This is a genomic window from uncultured Ralstonia sp., assembly GCA_913056305.1.
Lineage (GTDB): Bacteria > Pseudomonadota > Gammaproteobacteria > Burkholderiales > Burkholderiaceae > Ralstonia.
The window spans coordinates 1-15,651 of record CAJXMR010000103.1 but is presented as its reverse complement, the minus strand read 5'-3'; the positions used below and the strand labels follow the sequence as shown (position 1 = coordinate 15,651).

Here is a 15,651-nt window from a genome sequence, read left to right as displayed (position 1 = left end):
ATTCCTGCGTATTCCACACTGGGTTATTTCGACGACCCGCTGCTCAACACCTTCGTCAACCTGCCCGAAGGGGAGCTGGCGCGGCTGATCTTCCACGAACTGGCGCACCAGGTGGTCTACGCCAAGGGCGATACGGCCTTCAACGAGTCCTTTGCCACCACCGTCGAGACCATCGGCGTCGAACGCTGGCTGGTGCAGGAGGCGACCCCTGCGGTGCGCGAGGAATACGCCCTCTACGACGCCCGCCGCGTACAATTCCGCGCCTTGCTGCTGGACTACCGCAACCGCCTGGAGGCGCTGTACGCGAGCCCCGCGCCGGACGACGAGAAACGAACGGCCAAGCGCGCCATCTTCGCCAGCCTGCAGGCCGACTACGCCAAGCTCAAGGCCAGCTGGGGCGGCTATACCGGCTACGACCGGTGGTTCGCACAGCCGCTGTCGAACGCCCATCTGGGCGCGGTGGTCAGCTACCTGCAGTGGGTGCCGGCATTCACGGCGCTGTACCAGCGGGACGGTCGCGACTGGGCGCGCTTCTACGCCGACGTCAAGGCGATGGCACGCGAACCCAAGCCACAACGCGAGGCGGCGCTGACGGTCCTGACGCCACCGGCGGCGCCGAGCAAAGAGGCACAGAAAGTGACGTCAAGTCAATAGATGCACCGGTTTCAGGCATGGTGGACCGCCCGAGGGAACCGTCTAAGTTATTGTTTTGACACACACACCCGCGTAGGATGCGGAAAAAATCGAACGACCATTCGAAAATAATTCGACATTCCCTGGAGACACGCCCATGGATAAACCGTGGCTGAAGCAATACCCCGCCGGGGTGCCGGCCGAGATCGACGCGTCGCAGTTCCGATCCCTGGCGCATCTGCTCGACGATTCCTTCCAGAAGAACCGTGACCGCCGCGCTTTCGAGTGCATGGGCAAGGTGCTGACCTATGGTGAGGTCGATACGCTGTCGCGCCAGTTGGCGGCGTGGCTGCAGTCGCGGGGCCTGGCCCCCGGCGCCCGTGTCGCGCTGATGATGCCGAACGTGCTGCAGTACCCGGTGGCGCTCGCTGCCGTGCTGCGCGCAGGCTACGTGGTCGTCAACGTCAACCCGCTCTACACCCCGCGCGAGCTCGAGCACCAGCTCAAGGACAGCGGCGCCGAGGCCATCGTCATCCTGGAGAACTTCGCGACCACGCTGCAGCAGGTGCTGCCCAACACGCCGGTCAAGCACGTCGTGGTGGCCAGCATGGGCGACCTGCTGGGCGGCCTGAAGGGCGCGCTGGTCAACTTTGTCGTGCGCAGCGTCAAGAAGATGGTGCCGGCGTGGGAGCTGCCCAGCTGCATCCGCTTCAACACCGCGCTGCAAGAGGGCGCCAAGCTGGCGCTCAAGCCGACCTCGGTCGGCCCGGACGACGTGGCCTTCCTGCAGTACACCGGCGGCACCACTGGCGTGTCGAAGGGCGCAACGCTGCTGCATCGGAACATCGTGGCCAACGTGCTGCAGTCCGAGGCATGGATGAACCCGGCGCTGACCAAGCCCGGCCGCGACGGCCGCATGCTGGCCGGGGACGAGGAGATCGTCACCATCACCGCGCTGCCGCTGTATCACATCTTCGCGCTGACGGTGTGCTGCCTGCTGTCGATGCGCAAGGGCGGGCTGGCCGTGCTGATCCCGAACCCGCGCGACATCCCGGGCTTCATCAAGGTGCTCAAGCAGTACCGCTTCCACATGTTCCCGGCCGTGAACACGCTGTACAACGCGCTGCTGAACAACCCCGAGTTCAAGAGCGTCGACTGCTCCAACCTGCGCGTGGCCAACGGCGGCGGCATGGCGGTGCAAGAGGCGGTGGCCAAGAAGTGGCTGGAAGTGACGGGCTGCCCGATCATCGAGGGCTACGGCCTGTCGGAAACCTCGCCGTCGGCCATCTGCAACCCGACCAACACGGACAAGTTCTCGGGCACGGTCGGCCTGCCGATCCCGGGCACCGAAATCGCCATCCGCGACGACGAAGGCCGCGACCTGCCCATCGGCCAGGCCGGCGAGATCTGCATCCGCGGCCCGCAGGTCATGGCTGGCTACTGGAAGCGCCCCGACGAGACCGCCAAGGTCATGTACGCCGACGGCTACTTCAAGACCGGCGACGTGGGCGTGATGGACGAGCGCGGCTACACGAAGATCGTCGACCGCAAGAAGGACATGATCCTGGTCTCGGGCTTCAACGTGTACCCGAACGAGATCGAGGGCGTGGTGGCGATGTGCCCGGGCGTGCTGGAAGTGGCCGCCGTGGGCGTGCCCGACGTGCACTCGGGCGAGGTGGTCAAGCTGTTCGTGGTGCGCCGCGACCCCACGCTCACTGAAGAGACGCTGCAGGCGTTCTGCAAGGAACAGCTCACCGGCTACAAGCGCCCGAAGTTCATCGAGTTCCGCAACGAGCTGCCGAAGACCAACGTCGGCAAGATCCTGCGGCGGGAGCTGCGGGATGAGGCGATGAAGAAGCGCGCTTGAATCTGCGCTGCCGCAAATAAAAAGCCGCGATTCGTCGCGGCTTTTTATTTGTCTGGCACAAGGAGGTGCGGCGGGTCAGCCGACATACCTGAGGATGCTGACGAACTGGCACGCACTGCCCGCCAGCACGAACAGGTGCCAGATGCCGTGGAAGTGCCGCACCTTCTCGTCAAAGAGAAAGAAGCCGATGCCCGCGGTATAGAGCGCGCCGCCGGCCACCAGCCACCACAGGCCCGGCGCGGGCAGCGCGGCCGCCAGCGGCCCCATGGCAATCAGCACCAGCCAACCCATTGCCACGTAGATCAGCAGTGAGAACAGGCGCGTGCGGCGGCCGATCCAGAGTTCCTGCGCGATGCCGATGGCCGCCAGCGCCCAGTCGATCCCGAACAGCGTCCAGCCCCAGGGGCCGCGCAGCGTCACCAGCGCAAACGGCGTGTAGCTGCCGGCGATCAGCAGGTAGATGGCGCAATAGTCCAGCCGCTGGAAGAGGCCCTTGGCCGGGCCGCGCAGGCTGTGATACAGCGTCGAGATCGTGTAGAGCAGGACCAGCGTGGTGCCGTAGACCACGGCGCTGACCACCTTCCAGGCATCGTGGTGCAGCGCCGAGGATGTCACCAGCACCGCCATGCCGGCGGCGGCAAGGATGGCGCCGGCCAGGTGGCTGACGCCATTGAAACGTTCTCCGCGATACATGCGCTGATCTCCGGGAAGGCTCGGTGGGGGGGGGGGCATTCGGAGGAATGCAATGGCCTTATTTTTGCACGCGCTGGCATGTTCCGGGTGGCGTGCCTTGATGCTGCGGCCAACCAAGCGCACAACGGCGCCCCTTACAATCCCTCAATGCCCAGCACAGACCTCCAAATCGCGTCCCATTTGACCATTCCGGATACGGAACTGGTCGAGCGCTTTGTGCGCGCGAGCGGGGCGGGCGGACAGAACGTCAACAAGGTGTCTACGGCGGTGGAGCTGCGTTTCGACATCGCCCAATCGCCCTCGTTGCCCGAGGCGTTGCGCGCCCGCTTGCTGGCAAAGCGCGATCGCCGTTTGACCGATGAGGGCGTGCTGGTGATCGATGCCCAACGGTTCCGTACCCAGGACCGCAACCGTCAGGATGCCCGTGAACGTCTGGCCGCTTTCATCGCGGCCGGGCTGCCCGTGCCCAAGTCACGTATCGCCACCAAGCCCACACGCGCTTCCAAGACCCGCCGCCTGGAAGGCAAGCGTGCGCGCGGTGATATCAAGCGCGGGCGTTCCGGCTCCACCTCTTGGGATTGAGCGCGACACCGGGCAAATATTCTCGTCCGGCGCTATTTCGCGTGAGGTGTGCGGACTGGTTCGGGCTACATCAACTGCGCATCGCGCGTCTCACGCATGCACAGCACGCCGATCAGGCTGACCGCCGCCGCCACCGACACATACGCGCCCACCCAGCTCAGGCCACCCTGCGCCACCAGCACCTGCGCGATGTACGGCGCAATCGACGCACCGAGAATCCCGCCCAGGTTGTACGACACACCCGCGCCCGTGTAGCGCACGTTGGTCGGGAACAGCTCTGGCAGCAGCGCACCCATCGGCGCGAAGGTCACGCCCATCAGGAACAGCTCGATGATGAGGAACAGCGCCACCAGCGGCGTCGACCCGCTGCCCAGCAGCGGCGCCATCGTGAAGCCCGACAGGATGGCCGCGATGATGCCGACGATCAGCACCGGCTTGCGCCCGAAACGGTCCGAGGCCAGGGCCGATAGCGGCGTCGCCAGCCCCATGAACACCACCGCCAGGCACAGCAGCCCCAGGAAGCTCGGCCGCGAGAAGTGCAGCGCCGACACGCCATACGACAGCGAGAACACGGTCGAGATATAGAACAGCGTGTAGCAGACCACCATCGCCAGCGCGCCCAGCAGCGTCGGCCGCCAGTGGCGCGCCAGCAGTTCGGCGACCGGAACCTTCACGCGCTCCTGCCGATCGATGGCGGCCTGGAAGGCCGGCGTCTCAGCGATCTTCAGCCGCACATACAGGCCCAGCGCCACCAGCACCGCGCTCACCAGGAACGGCACGCGCCAGCCCCAGCTGCGGAACTGCTCGTCCGACAGCGCCACCGCCAGCCCGAAGAACAGCCCGTTCGACGCCAGGAAGCCGACCGACGGCCCGAGCTGCGGGAACATGCCGAACCACGCGCGCTTGCCTTCCGGCGCGTTCTCGGTGGCGAGCAGCGCCGCGCCGCCCCATTCACCACCCAGACCGATGCCCTGGCCGAAGCGCAGCACGCACAGCAGGATCGGCGCGAGGCTGCCGATGCTGTCGTAGCCCGGCACGAAGCCGATCAGCGTGGTCGAGACGCCCATCACCAGCAGCGAGGCGACCAGCGTCGACTTACGCCCGATGCGATCGCCAAAGTGGCCGAACAGGAACGAGCCGATCGGCCGTGCGATGAAGGCGATGCCGAACGTGATGAAGGCGGACAGCGCCTGCGCTGTGGCCGACCCGTGCGGGAAGAACACCGGCCCGATCACCAGCGCCGCGGCCGTGGCGTAGACGTAGAAATCGTAGAACTCGATGGCCGTGCCGATGAAGCTTGCGAAGACGATGCGCGAGCGGCTGGTCTCGGCGGTCGCGCCGGCGGCGGGCGCCGTCATGGCCGGAGAGGAGGGCGATGCTGACATTGGGGTCTCCCGTTGTTGTGCTGATGAGGGTGGCGGCTTCCAGCCAGTGCATGGGGCGGGCCGCTCTGTGCGGTCGCGTTGCTTTGACGCGCCGCACATTGTGCGCCGAGCGTGGGCGCTGCTCAATCCGTCTTCGGTGGGCGGTCTGGCCGCGCCGCCATGCAAAAAGGCACCCGAAGGTGCCTTTCTGCGTCCGCAACTAGGAGAGGGGTGCGGACAGAATGCGCGGACAACAGCCGTGCGTGCGTCAGAACTTGTGGCGGATACCGATGGCTGCGCCCAGCTGGCTGGTGGCATCCGGCGTGATGAAGTACGTCTGCGACGCTGCCGGCAGGTAGCCCACCGACAGTTGGCCGCCGGCCGTCGGCACGTAGCCGATCGAATCCCAGTTCAGCGAAGCATTGCGAGCATAAGCCGCCGTGAAGTACACGTCGGTGCGCTTGGAGAAGTTGTAGTCGGCGATGAAGTTCCACTGCTGCGGCTTGTTCGGGTGGACCACGGTGGTGCCGATGGTCGCTTCCTTGATGTTGTCGTAGTAGTACGACAGCGTGAAGCCCAGCGCGCTGGTCGCCTGGTAGTTCGCACCGATCCAGTACAGGTCGTCGCGGTGCGGCAGCAGTGCCGACACGGCGCCGGTCGTCTGCGTTTGCGTGTTGCCGTAGCGGTAGCCACCCATCACCTTGAACGGGCCCACCGTGTAGCTGGCAGCGATGGCGGCGCGCTTGTCGCGCGCATAGTCGTTGCCTGCGGCAAGGCCCAGCGCTTCGGCAGCGGTCAGGACCTTCACTTCGTCGTACGCCACGCCCAGGCCGAACGGACCGGCAAAGTAGTTGGCGCCCAGGCCATACGCCGAGTTGGCCGTCTGGCTGCCGGCGCGCTGGCCGAACGACCAGTGGCCTTCCACCGTCACCGGGCCAAAGGCGCCGGCGTACTTCATCATGTTGTCTTCGCGGAAGTTCGCGCCCAGCAGGCCGACCACCGGCTCCCACTGCGTCGCGTAACCGCTCGGCGAGAAGTTCGCCATCATGTCGAAGATCGTGGTGTATTGGCGGCCCAGCGTGATCTTGCCCCAGTTGCCTTGCAGGCCCACGAAGGCTTGACGGCCGAACAGGCGGCCGCCTTGCTGCGACTTGCCATCGTTCATGGAGAAGCCCGATTCCAGCACGAACAGGCTCTTCAGGCCGCCGCCGATGTCTTCCACGCCGCGCAAGCCCCAACGGTTGGAAGACAAGCCGCCTGCCTGCATCGCTACGCGCGAGCCGCTGCTGCCCGGAAGGGCGATGCCGGACGACGTGACGTTCTGCTCGTGGTTCACGTATTCAACGTTGGCGTCCACCACGCCATACAGCGTCACGCTGGATTGCGCCTGCGCGACACCCGCAAACGTACCCAGCACTGCCAATGCCAGCAGCGATTTTTTCATCGGTCGGTCTCCAATCTCTTTATTTGGGTTTTGTAGGCGGGCAGACCCTCCGTTCCCGTCTTTCCGCCGCACGACTTTCAAACGAAGTCGCAGACAAATGTAGCAACGTGTGACGCCTCAGGGCTCGATTTTGCGAACGAATGTTCGTAAACGCGCGTTCGCTGTCTGATTCGGGCAACACGCTGTTTCGAATTTTGCAACAGATGCAGCGTGTGTTTGCCTGATTCCCCGTGAATCCAGATGTGATGCAAGGTCGCCACCGGGTTATCCCGTAACGTTGTGTCTGAAGCCTTGCATCTGACGGAAAGCAAGGCCGCACGGGGCGCGGGCCGTACAATGGCGAACATACCGCGCACCTTGACCGCCGGCACCTCTTGCCATGCTTGATCGCTTCATTCCCGAATTCGACCGCGCCTTGCGCGCCGTGGCCGGCGTCACCCGCGCCAGCCGACCGAACCCTGCCGCCGCCATCGTCACCGGCGCCGAGGACACCGCAAAGCTCTCCGAGCCCGAGCGTCGCCACGCCGCGGGCCTGATGCGTGTGAACCATGTCGGCGAGGTCTGTGCCCAGGCGCTGTACCAGGGCCAGGCGCTGTTTGCGCGCGAGCCCGCCATCCGCGCGCAGCTCGACGAGGCCGCACGCGAGGAGGAAGACCACCTCGCCTGGTGCGCCCAGCGCCTGCAGGAACTGAACGACCGCCCGAGCCTGCTCAACCCGCTTTGGTACGCCGGCGCCTTTGCCATCGGTGCGCTGGCCGGGCGCCTGGGCGACAAGATCAGCCTCGGCTTCGTCGCCGAGACCGAACGCCAGGTCGAGCACCACCTCGACGGCCACCTCGACCGCCTGCCCGAGCAGGACGCCCGCTCACGCGCCATCGTCGCCCAGATGCGCGACGACGAAGTCCGCCACGGCGACAATGCCCGCGCAGCCGGCGGCGTCGAGCTGCCCGAGCCCATCCGCCGGGCCATGCGCGCAGCCTCGCGCGTCATGACCACCACCGCCTACCGCATCTGACGCCGGCCGCGCGATGCTCGCGCGGCGCGTCTCCGCCATTCGTCCGAGCCTGCCCGCGACGGTTCATTGACCGTCGCGGCGCCCGTCGTTCTCTCACGTGGTTTCTCCATAAACCACGCTATCTCCTTCATTTCATTGGGAAAACCGCTGCGCCACCTTGGTGCGGTCGTGCTAAGTCATTGTTCTGATTGCAAAAAATCCTCCTGACAGGGTCGACCAAGCCTTGACCGTCTAAAGGGGTTCCTCTAAAGTGGGAAACAGTGTCAGAAAGTGTAGTTTTGTGGTTTGAACGGGCCATTTTGACGGCCGTTTGACAGTGGTATCGACCGCGGTACGGAGAGAAAATCCAAGTGTTCCAGGGAGCGTCGGCGCTGACGCTGGATGCCAAGGGGCGGATGTCCATTCCCGCCCGGCACCGCGAAGCGCTTCAGCTGCAGGCCGAGGGCCGGGTGACTTTGACCAAGCACCCGGACGGCTGCCTCATGCTGTTTCCGCGCCCGGAGTGGGAACGCTTTCGCGAGCGCATCGCCGCGCTGCCGATGGAAGCCCACTGGTGGAAGCGGATCTTCCTGGGCAGCGCCGCCGATGTGGAGCTCGATACCGCTGGGCGCGTGCTCGTCACCCCGGAACTGCGCATGGCCGCGAGCCTGGAACGCGACGTGATGCTGCTCGGTATGGGCAGCCACTTCGAGGTCTGGGACGCCGCCACGTACACCGCGAAGGAGCAGGCCGCCATGGCGCAAGGCATGCCCGACGCCCTCAAGAATTTCTCCTTTTGATGACGCACGATGACAACCCAAGCCAGTTCGGGACTGCGCCATCAAACGGTGCTCAGAGACGAAGCGGTCGATGCTCTCATCTGGCGCGATGACGGCACCTATATCGATGGAACCTTCGGGAGAGGCGGCCACAGCCGGCTCATCCTGGAGCGGCTGGGGCCCGGCGGCAGACTTGTCGCCTTCGACAAGGACCCGGCAGCAATCACCGAAGCGGGCACCGTAGAGGATGCCCGCTTCGCTATTGAGCATGACAGCTTCGCGCAGATGGCCTCATGCCTGGACGCGCGCGGCATTGAACGGGTGGCCGGCGTGCTGCTCGATCTGGGCATCAGCTCGCCGCAGATCGACGAAGGCGCGCGCGGCTTCTCGTTCCGGATGGATGGCCCGCTCGACATGCGGATGGACACCACGCGCGGCATCACCGCAGCCCAATGGCTGGCCGAGGCCGATGAGCGCGACATTGCGAGGGTGATACGGGACTATGGGGAAGAACGGTTTGCTGTACAGATTGCAAAGGCGATTGTTGCTCGCCGGGGCCAATCCGGGGATCGAGGTCCTCTCGATCGCACATCCGAGCTTGCCGCGCTCGTGGCGCAAGCCGTCAAGACACGCGAGAAGGGTCAAGACCCTGCGACCCGCACCTTTCAAGCTCTACGGATTCACGTCAATCAAGAGCTTGCGGACCTCGAAACCGGTCTGAAGGCGGCTTTTGAACGGCTCGAACAGGGAGGACGGCTCGTCGTGATCAGCTTCCATTCGCTGGAAGACCGCATCGTCAAGCGCTTCATGCAGGCCCTGGCGCGCCCGGAGCAATCCGCCGCGCCGGAAATGCGTCGGATGCCGCTGCGTGCGCATGAGCTGCCGGCGCCGCAGTTGCGCCTGCTGGGCCGTGTGAAGCCGTCGGAGGCCGAGGTGTCGGCCAATCCGCGGGCGCGCTCGGCCATCATGCGCGTGGCCGAGCGCTGCTGACCGACGGAGCCCCCACGCCATGAACCGCCTGAACATGTTCCTGCTGACCGCGCTGGTGCTGTGCGCGCTGTCGCTGGTCAATGCGCAGCACCAGGCGCGGCAATTGTTTGTCGCGCTGGACCGCGCGCAGGCGGAAGAAAAGCAACTGAATACGGACTGGTCGCGCCTGCAATATGAGCAGAGCGCGCTGGGCAAGAGTGCGCGTATCGCTGATATCGCACGTATGCAATTGAAGATGGCGCCCGCACAGGCGGGCCGCACGCAGTATCTGCAGGGGTTTGCCGATGCGCCGGCAGCGGCGTCCGCCGCCACGGCCAGCGCGCCCACGGCTTCGGGAGTTCAGCCATGAGCGGCGCACGCAAATCCAACGGCACCACGGCGCGCGCGCGCCTCGGTCAGTTCTCCGCCAGCCCGGTGCTGGGCCTGCGCCTGCCGATGTGGCGCTCGAAGCTGGTGGTGTTCCTGATGTTCGCCGCATTCGTGGCGCTGATCGGCCGCGCGTTGTGGATCCAGGGCCCGGGCAACCGCTTCTACGAGGCCGAGGGCAAGAAGCGCTTCCAGCGCACGCTGGAGCTGCCGGCCACGCGCGGAAAGATCCTCGATCGCAACGGCCTGGTGCTGGCCACCAGCCTGCCGGTCAAGGCCATCTGGGCGGTACCCGAAGACGTGCCCAACACCGTGCCCGGCGACGACATGCAGAAGCTCGCCAAGCTGCTCGGCATGAACAATAAGGAACTCGCCGCCAAGCTGGGCGAGGACAAGGGCTTCGTCTACCTCAAGCGCCAGGTGTTGCCCGAGGTGGCCGACCAGATTGCTGGCCTGAAGATCGACGGCGTCTACCAGACGCGCGAATACAAGCGCTTCTACCCGGAAGGGGAGGCGATGGCGCACATCGTCGGCTTCACCAACGTCGAGGACAAGGGCCAGGAAGGCATGGAACTGGCGCGTGATCTCGACCTGACCGGCGCGTCCGGCCAGCGCCAGGTGATCAAGGACCGCCTGGGCCGCGTGGTGGAAGACGTGGGCGTGCTCAAGGCGCCGCGCGATGGCCACGACCAGACGCTGTCGATCGACGCCAAGATCCAGTACCTGACCTTCAACGAACTCAAGGCCGCCATTGAGCGCACCCATGCCAAGGCCGCCAGTGCCATCGTGCTGGATGCCCAGACCGGCGAAGTGCTGGCCCTGGCGAACTACCCGACCTACAACCCGAACGATCGCAGTCGCCTGTCAGGCGAGCAGCTGCGCAACCGCGTGCTGACCGACACCTTCGAGCCCGGCTCGATGATGAAGCCGATCACCATCAGCCTGGCGTTGCAGCTCAAGCGCGTGACGCCCACCACGCTGGTGCAGACCAACGGCAAATACAGCTTTGAAGGCGCAACCATTTCCGATACCAGCAACTACGGCACGCTGACGGTCGCGCAGGTCATCCAGCACTCGAGCAACATCGGCACGACCAAGATCGCGATGACGCTCAAGCCGCAGGAAATGTGGGACATGTTCACGAGCGTCGGCTTGGGGCAGGCGCCCAAGATCGGCTTTCCGGGCGCGGTGGCGGGACGGCTGCGGCCGGCAAACAAATGGCGCCGCATCGAGCAGGCGACCATGTCGTACGGCTACGGCTTGTCGGTCTCACTGTTCCAGATTGCACACGCCTACACCATCTTCGCGCACGATGGCGAGCTGATCCCGGTCACGATGTACCGCACCAATGGCCAGCCGCCGCAGGGCGAGCGCGTGATCTCGCCGGAGGTGGCGCGGCAGGTCCGTCAGATGCTGGAGACGGTGACAGCGCCCGGCGGCACCGCGCCCCAGGCCCAGGTGATGGGCTACCGTGTGGGCGGCAAAACTGGCACGGCCTGGAAGCACACCGGGCGCGGCTATGACCGCTCCAAGTATCGCGCCTCGTTCATTGGCCTGGCGCCGATGTCGAACCCGCGCATCATCGTGGCGGTGAGCGTGGACGAGCCCACGGTGGGCAACCGCTACGGCGGCGGGGCGGCCGGACCGGTGTTTTCGCAGATCATGGGCGGCGCCCTGCGCGCCTTGAACGTGCCGCCGGATTCGCCCGTGCGCCAGCTTGTGATGACCCCGGAAGTGCCGGAAGAACCCGTGGGGGGGCTGCAATGACGGCCCGATCAACGACCGTGACCTCTGATCGCCCGTCCGTCGCCGTGCGCCTCGCGCCCGTGCTCGACTGGCTGCGCGCGCAGGTGCCGGCCGGGGCCGACCTCACCAGCGACACCCGCAAGCTCAAGACCGGCGATGTGTTCGTCGCCTATGTGCTGGGCAACCAGCGCCAGCGCGGCGATGGCCGCCCGCACATTCCGCAGGCCATCGAGGCCGGCGCCGCCGCCGTGCTGGCCGAGGCGCATGGCTACGTGGTTCCGGCCGACGCGCCGGTGCGCATCCTGCCGGTGGATGACCTGGCCGAGCTGGCCGGGCCGCTGGCCGCGCAGTGGTATGGCGTGCCGGGGCCGGAGGCGCTGCGCGTGGTCGGCGTGACGGGCACCAACGGCAAGACCTCATGCTCGCAGTGGATCGCGCAGGCACTCACTAGCCGCGGCGAGCGCTGCGCAGTGGTGGGTACGCTCGGCACCGGGTTTGTCGATGCGCTGGTTACGACCGGCTTCACCACGCCCGATGCCATCCAGCTCCAGCACAGCCTGGCCGACCTGCACCGCGCTGGCGCCCGCGCCATCGCCATGGAAGTGTCGTCGCATGGCCTGGAGCAGGGCCGCGTGGACGGCACGCGCTTCGACATCGCGGTGTTCACCAACCTGACGCAGGACCACCTCGACTACCACGGCACCATGGCTGAGTACGAACTCGCCAAGGCCCGCCTGTTCGGTTGGCCGGGCCTGCGCGCCGCCGTCATCAACCGCGACGACGCGGCGGGTGTGCGGCTGCTGCAGAACGCCCGTGCCGGCATCGAGACGATCGAATACGGTATCGACGGCGAGGCCGCCGCCCAGCATGGCGCCAAGCAGTGGCTGCGCGCCAGCAACGTACGCGCGCACCGTACCGGCACGACCTTCGATGTGGATGGCAGTTTCGGCCGCGCGACGGTGCATGCGCCGACGGTCGGCCTGTTCAACGTCTCAAACCTGCTGGGCGTGCTGGGAGCGCTGCTGGCGGCCGGCGTGCCGTGGCAGGACGCTATCGCCCGCCTGGAGAAGCTGCAACCGGTAAGCGGTCGCATGGAGCGCTTCGGCGGCGAGGACGGCCCGCTGGTGGTGGTCGACTACGCCCACACGCCGGATGCGCTGGAGCAGACGCTGCGCGCGCTCGCGCCGATCACCGAGGCACGCGGGGGCAAGCTGTGGGCCGTGTTCGGCTGCGGCGGCGATCGCGACCCGGGCAAGCGCCCGCAGATGGGCGCCATCGCGGAGCGGCTGGCGCAGCACGTGGTGCTGACCTCCGACAACCCGCGCAGCGAAGACCCGCAACAGATTCTCGACATGATCGCCGACGGCATGGACGCGCCGGATGCGGCCACGCAAATTGAAGACCGCGCCGCCGCCATCCTGCACGCGGTGCGCCACGCCGATGCGCACGACGTGATCGTCGTGGCCGGCAAGGGACATGAATCGACGCAGGAGATCGCCGGCCGCAAGCGCCCATTCTCCGACCAGGAGCATGTGCGCCTGGCGCTGGCCGCCCGTGGGGTGAACGCATGAGCGCCGCCCAGACCGTGATGATGCACGCCACCGATGCCGCCGCCTGGATGGCCGGCGCGCACCTGGCCGGACCGGACGCCGCCATCCATCGCGTGACGACCGACAGCCGCGCCGTGCAGCCCGGCGATTTGTTCGTCGCGCTGATCGGGGAGCGCTTTGATGCGCATGACTTCCTGGCTGACGTGATTGCGCGCGGTGCCGCCGCGGTGCTGGTGTCGCGTGCACCGGCCGCCTCGCTGGATGTGTCCGGTGCGGCCGTGCTGACGGTGGCCGACACGCGCATCGCCCTGGGGCAGCTCGCTGCCGGCTGGCGTCGCCGGTTCCCCATTCCGGTGGTGGCGGTGACGGGCAGCAACGGCAAGACCACGGTCAAGGAGATGATCTCGGCGATCTTCGCGCAGGCCGTGGGCGAGGATGCCCGCCTGGCGACCGCAGGCAACCTCAACAACGAGATCGGCCTGCCGCTCACGCTGTTCCGCCTGAACGCGCAGCACAAGCTGGCCGTGCTCGAACTCGGCATGAACCACCCGGGCGAGACCGCCGTGCTGGCCGCCATCGCCCAGCCGACGGTGGCGATGATCAACAACGCGCAGCGCGAGCACCAGGAATTCATGGTCAGCGTGGAGGCCGTGGCGGCCGAGCACGCCGCCGTGCTGGCCGCCCTGCCGGCCGACGGTGTGGCGGTGTTCCCGCGCGATGCAGCCAACGGCGGTGAATACGCTCCGCTGTGGCGCGCAGCAGCGGGTGCGCGGCGCGTGCTCGATTTCGGAATTGAAGCCGGCGCCGTGACCGGCGTGGTGACGGACACGACCGATGGCCAGCACATCGACGTGCAGGCGCCGGGCCAGCGCTTTGCCTTCACGCTGCCGCTGCTGGGCGTGCACAACGCCCGCAACGCGCTGGCCGCCACCGCGTGCGCGCTGGCTGCTGGCGTCGCGCCCGACGTGATCGCCCAGGCGCTGAGTAACTTCGGGCCGGTCAAGGGGCGGCTGCAGCGCAAGCCGGGCGCACGCGGCGGTCTCGTCATCGACGACACGTACAACGCCAATCCGGATTCCATGCGCGCCGCCATCGACGCGCTCGTCACGCTGCCCGCGCCGCGCTGGCTGGTGCTCGGCGACATGGGTGAGGTCGGCTCGCAAGGCCCCGCGTTCCACGAGGAGGTCGGCGCGTACGCCCGCGAGCGCGGCATCGATGCGGTGCTGGCCACGGGCGAACTGGCACGTCACACGGTGGACACCTTCGGCGCGGGTGCACGGCATTTCGAATCGGCCGAGGCATTGATTGAACAGGGCGTGCCGGCGATTGCGCCGGGCGCGACGGTTTTGGTGAAGGGCTCGCGCTTCATGCGGATGGAACGCATTGTCGAAGCGCTGGTCTTGAAAGACCCGGCAGCAGAATCGCCGGCCGCCTCCACCACGCAACACAAGCATTCAGGGAATTAAGAACCCATGTTATTGGCATTGGCGCAATGGCTGCAGAACGACTACGGCTTCCTGCGCGTCTTCAACTATCTGACGTTTCGCGCCGTGATGGCTTCCCTCACGGCGCTGCTGATCGGCCTCGGCTTCGGGCCGTGGGTGATCCGTCGCCTGACGGAGCTGAAGGTCGGCCAGGCCGTGCGCAGCTATGGCCCGCAGACGCACCTGGTCAAGGCCGGCACGCCCACCATGGGCGGCGTGCTGGTGCTGATCGGCATTGCCGTGTCGACGCTGCTGTGGTGCGACTGGGGCAACCGTTTCATCTGGATCGTGCTGCTGGTCACGCTCGGCTACGGCGCGGTCGGCTGGGTGGACGACTACCGCAAGGTCGTGCACCGCGACCCGAAGGGCATGTCCTCGCGCGAGAAGTTCTTCTGGCAGACCGTGATCGGCCTGTTTGCCGCCGCGTACCTGGCGTTCTCGGTGTCCGAGACCAGCAACATGCGCGTGCTGGAGCTGTTCCTGGACTGGGTGCGCAGCGGCTTCTCGCTGAACCTGCCGGCCAAGTCGCACCTGATCGTGCCGTTCTTCAAGGAAGTCAGCTACCCGCTGGGCGTGTTCGGCTTCATCGTGCTGACCTATCTCGTGATCGTCGGCTCCAGTAACGCGGTGAACCTGACCGACGGCCTGGATGGCCTCGTCATCATGCCGGTGGTGCTGGTGGGCAGCGCGCTGGGCATCTTCGCCTACGTGATGGGCAGCGCCGTCTACAGCAAGTACCTGCTGTTCCCGCACATTCCGGGCGCGGGCGAGCTGCTGATCTTCTGCTCGGCGATGGCCGGGGCGGGGCTCGCGTTCCTCTGGTTCAACGCGCATCCGGCGCAGGTGTTCATGGGCGACGTCGGCGCGCTGGCATTGGGCGGGGCGCTGGGCACCATCGCCGTGATCGTGCGCCAGGAGATCGTGCTCTTCATCATGGGCGGCATCTTCGTGGCCGAGACCGTCTCGGTGATGCTGCAGGTGACGTGGTTCAAGTACACCAAGAAACGTTATGGCGAGGGCCGGCGGTTGTTCCGCATGGCGCCGCTGCACCACCATTTCGAGCTGTCCGGCTGGAAGGAGACGCAGGTGGTCGTGCGCTTCTGGGTCATCACCATGATGCTGGTGCTGATCGGCCTGTCGACCCTGAAGCTGCGGTGAG

Annotated in this window: 14 protein-coding genes; 11 read left to right on the top strand and 3 right to left on the bottom strand. The window is 66.5% G+C overall.

Translation table 11 applies throughout. The annotated features are described in order from the left end of the window. On the top strand, positions 1-654 hold a 654-nt coding region (locus QZ609_RS16050; protein WP_295496842.1), incomplete at its 5' end, for an aminopeptidase. Positions 655-790: 136 nt separating this feature from the next. After that, positions 791-2,500, top strand: coding sequence for a long-chain fatty acid--CoA ligase (locus QZ609_RS16045; RefSeq protein ID WP_295496839.1), 1,710 nt, complete (start codon positions 791-793; stop codon positions 2,498-2,500). 75 nt (positions 2,501-2,575) lie between these two features. Here QZ609_RS16045 and QZ609_RS16040 read toward each other — a convergent pair whose 3' ends face one another. Then, the gene (locus tag QZ609_RS16040; protein ID WP_295496837.1) at positions 2,576-3,193 is read right to left on the bottom strand and encodes a hemolysin III family protein; all 618 of its coding nucleotides are present in this window, start codon (positions 3,191-3,193) and stop codon (positions 2,576-2,578) included. A gap of 147 nt (positions 3,194-3,340) precedes the next feature. On the opposite strand from QZ609_RS16040, the gene arfB reads away from it, so the two are divergent. After that, positions 3,341-3,775, top strand: coding sequence for an alternative ribosome rescue aminoacyl-tRNA hydrolase ArfB (gene arfB, locus QZ609_RS16035; RefSeq protein WP_295496845.1), 435 nt, complete (start codon positions 3,341-3,343; stop codon positions 3,773-3,775). Positions 3,776-3,840: 65 nt separating this feature from the next. Here arfB and QZ609_RS16030 read toward each other — a convergent pair whose 3' ends face one another. Together QZ609_RS16030 and QZ609_RS16025 are read right to left on the bottom strand one after the other, a co-directional pair. Then, on the bottom strand, positions 3,841-5,160 hold the full coding sequence (locus tag QZ609_RS16030; protein WP_295496834.1) for an MFS transporter: 1,320 nt from the start codon (positions 5,158-5,160) through the stop codon (positions 3,841-3,843). A 247-nt stretch (positions 5,161-5,407) separates the two neighbouring features. Further along, complete coding sequence (locus tag QZ609_RS16025) at positions 5,408-6,583, bottom strand: porin (protein WP_295496832.1); 1,176 nt, start codon at positions 6,581-6,583, stop codon at positions 5,408-5,410. Positions 6,584-6,962: 379 nt separating this feature from the next. Here QZ609_RS16025 and coq7 point away from each other — a divergent pair, with 379 nt between their 5' ends. The 8 genes from coq7 (at position 6,963) to mraY (ending at position 15,650) form a co-directional block, all read left to right on the top strand. Continuing rightward, on the top strand, positions 6,963-7,598 hold the full coding sequence (gene coq7, locus QZ609_RS16020) for a 2-polyprenyl-3-methyl-6-methoxy-1,4-benzoquinone monooxygenase (protein ID WP_295496830.1): 636 nt from the start codon (positions 6,963-6,965) through the stop codon (positions 7,596-7,598). Positions 7,599-7,948: 350 nt separating this feature from the next. Beyond that, positions 7,949-8,377, top strand: a complete 429-nt coding sequence (gene mraZ, locus QZ609_RS16015) for a division/cell wall cluster transcriptional repressor MraZ (RefSeq protein WP_295496827.1) — start codon at positions 7,949-7,951, stop codon at positions 8,375-8,377. A gap of 9 nt (positions 8,378-8,386) precedes the next feature. Continuing rightward, complete coding sequence (rsmH, locus tag QZ609_RS16010; protein ID WP_295496824.1) at positions 8,387-9,346, top strand: 16S rRNA (cytosine(1402)-N(4))-methyltransferase RsmH; 960 nt, start codon at positions 8,387-8,389, stop codon at positions 9,344-9,346. 19 nt (positions 9,347-9,365) lie between these two features. Continuing rightward, on the top strand, positions 9,366-9,695 hold the full coding sequence (ftsL, locus tag QZ609_RS16005; protein ID WP_295496821.1) for a cell division protein FtsL: 330 nt from the start codon (positions 9,366-9,368) through the stop codon (positions 9,693-9,695). Next, the gene (locus tag QZ609_RS16000) at positions 9,692-11,479 is read left to right on the top strand and encodes a penicillin-binding protein 2 (protein WP_295496818.1); all 1,788 of its coding nucleotides are present in this window, start codon (positions 9,692-9,694) and stop codon (positions 11,477-11,479) included. The genes ftsL and QZ609_RS16000 overlap by 4 nt, the downstream gene beginning before the upstream one ends. Next, on the top strand, positions 11,476-13,029 hold the full coding sequence (locus QZ609_RS15995; protein WP_295496815.1) for a UDP-N-acetylmuramoyl-L-alanyl-D-glutamate--2,6-diaminopimelate ligase: 1,554 nt from the start codon (positions 11,476-11,478) through the stop codon (positions 13,027-13,029). Before QZ609_RS16000 ends, QZ609_RS15995 begins: the two co-directional genes overlap by 4 nt. Continuing rightward, on the top strand, positions 13,026-14,474 hold the full coding sequence (gene murF / locus QZ609_RS15990) for a UDP-N-acetylmuramoyl-tripeptide--D-alanyl-D-alanine ligase (RefSeq protein WP_295496812.1): 1,449 nt from the start codon (positions 13,026-13,028) through the stop codon (positions 14,472-14,474). The genes QZ609_RS15995 and murF overlap by 4 nt, the downstream gene beginning before the upstream one ends. Before the next feature lie 6 nt (positions 14,475-14,480). Further along, positions 14,481-15,650, top strand: coding sequence for a phospho-N-acetylmuramoyl-pentapeptide-transferase (gene mraY, locus QZ609_RS15985; protein ID WP_295496808.1), 1,170 nt, complete (start codon positions 14,481-14,483; stop codon positions 15,648-15,650). Position 15,651 lies beyond the last annotated feature (1 nt).

Bases quoted from the DNA above. Each gene is read 5' to 3' on its own strand.
- QZ609_RS16000 (WP_295496818.1), top strand. From the start codon at position 9,692: ATGAGCGGCGCACGCAAATCCAACGGCACCACGGCGCGCGCGCGCCTC.
- QZ609_RS16040 (WP_295496837.1), bottom strand. From the start codon at position 3,193: ATGTATCGCGGAGAACGTTTCAATGGCGTCAGCCACCTGGCCGGCGCC.
- murF (WP_295496812.1), top strand. From the start codon at position 13,026: ATGAGCGCCGCCCAGACCGTGATGATGCACGCCACCGATGCCGCCGCC.
- arfB (WP_295496845.1), top strand. From the start codon at position 3,341: ATGCCCAGCACAGACCTCCAAATCGCGTCCCATTTGACCATTCCGGAT.
- rsmH (WP_295496824.1), top strand. From the start codon at position 8,387: ATGACAACCCAAGCCAGTTCGGGACTGCGCCATCAAACGGTGCTCAGA.
- QZ609_RS16030 (WP_295496834.1), bottom strand. From the start codon at position 5,160: ATGTCAGCATCGCCCTCCTCTCCGGCCATGACGGCGCCCGCCGCCGGC.
- QZ609_RS16045 (WP_295496839.1), top strand. From the start codon at position 791: ATGGATAAACCGTGGCTGAAGCAATACCCCGCCGGGGTGCCGGCCGAG.
- mraY (WP_295496808.1), top strand. From the start codon at position 14,481: ATGTTATTGGCATTGGCGCAATGGCTGCAGAACGACTACGGCTTCCTG.
- coq7 (WP_295496830.1), top strand. From the start codon at position 6,963: ATGCTTGATCGCTTCATTCCCGAATTCGACCGCGCCTTGCGCGCCGTG.
- QZ609_RS15995 (WP_295496815.1), top strand. From the start codon at position 11,476: ATGACGGCCCGATCAACGACCGTGACCTCTGATCGCCCGTCCGTCGCC.
- ftsL (WP_295496821.1), top strand. From the start codon at position 9,366: ATGAACCGCCTGAACATGTTCCTGCTGACCGCGCTGGTGCTGTGCGCG.
- QZ609_RS16025 (WP_295496832.1), bottom strand. From the start codon at position 6,583: ATGAAAAAATCGCTGCTGGCATTGGCAGTGCTGGGTACGTTTGCGGGT.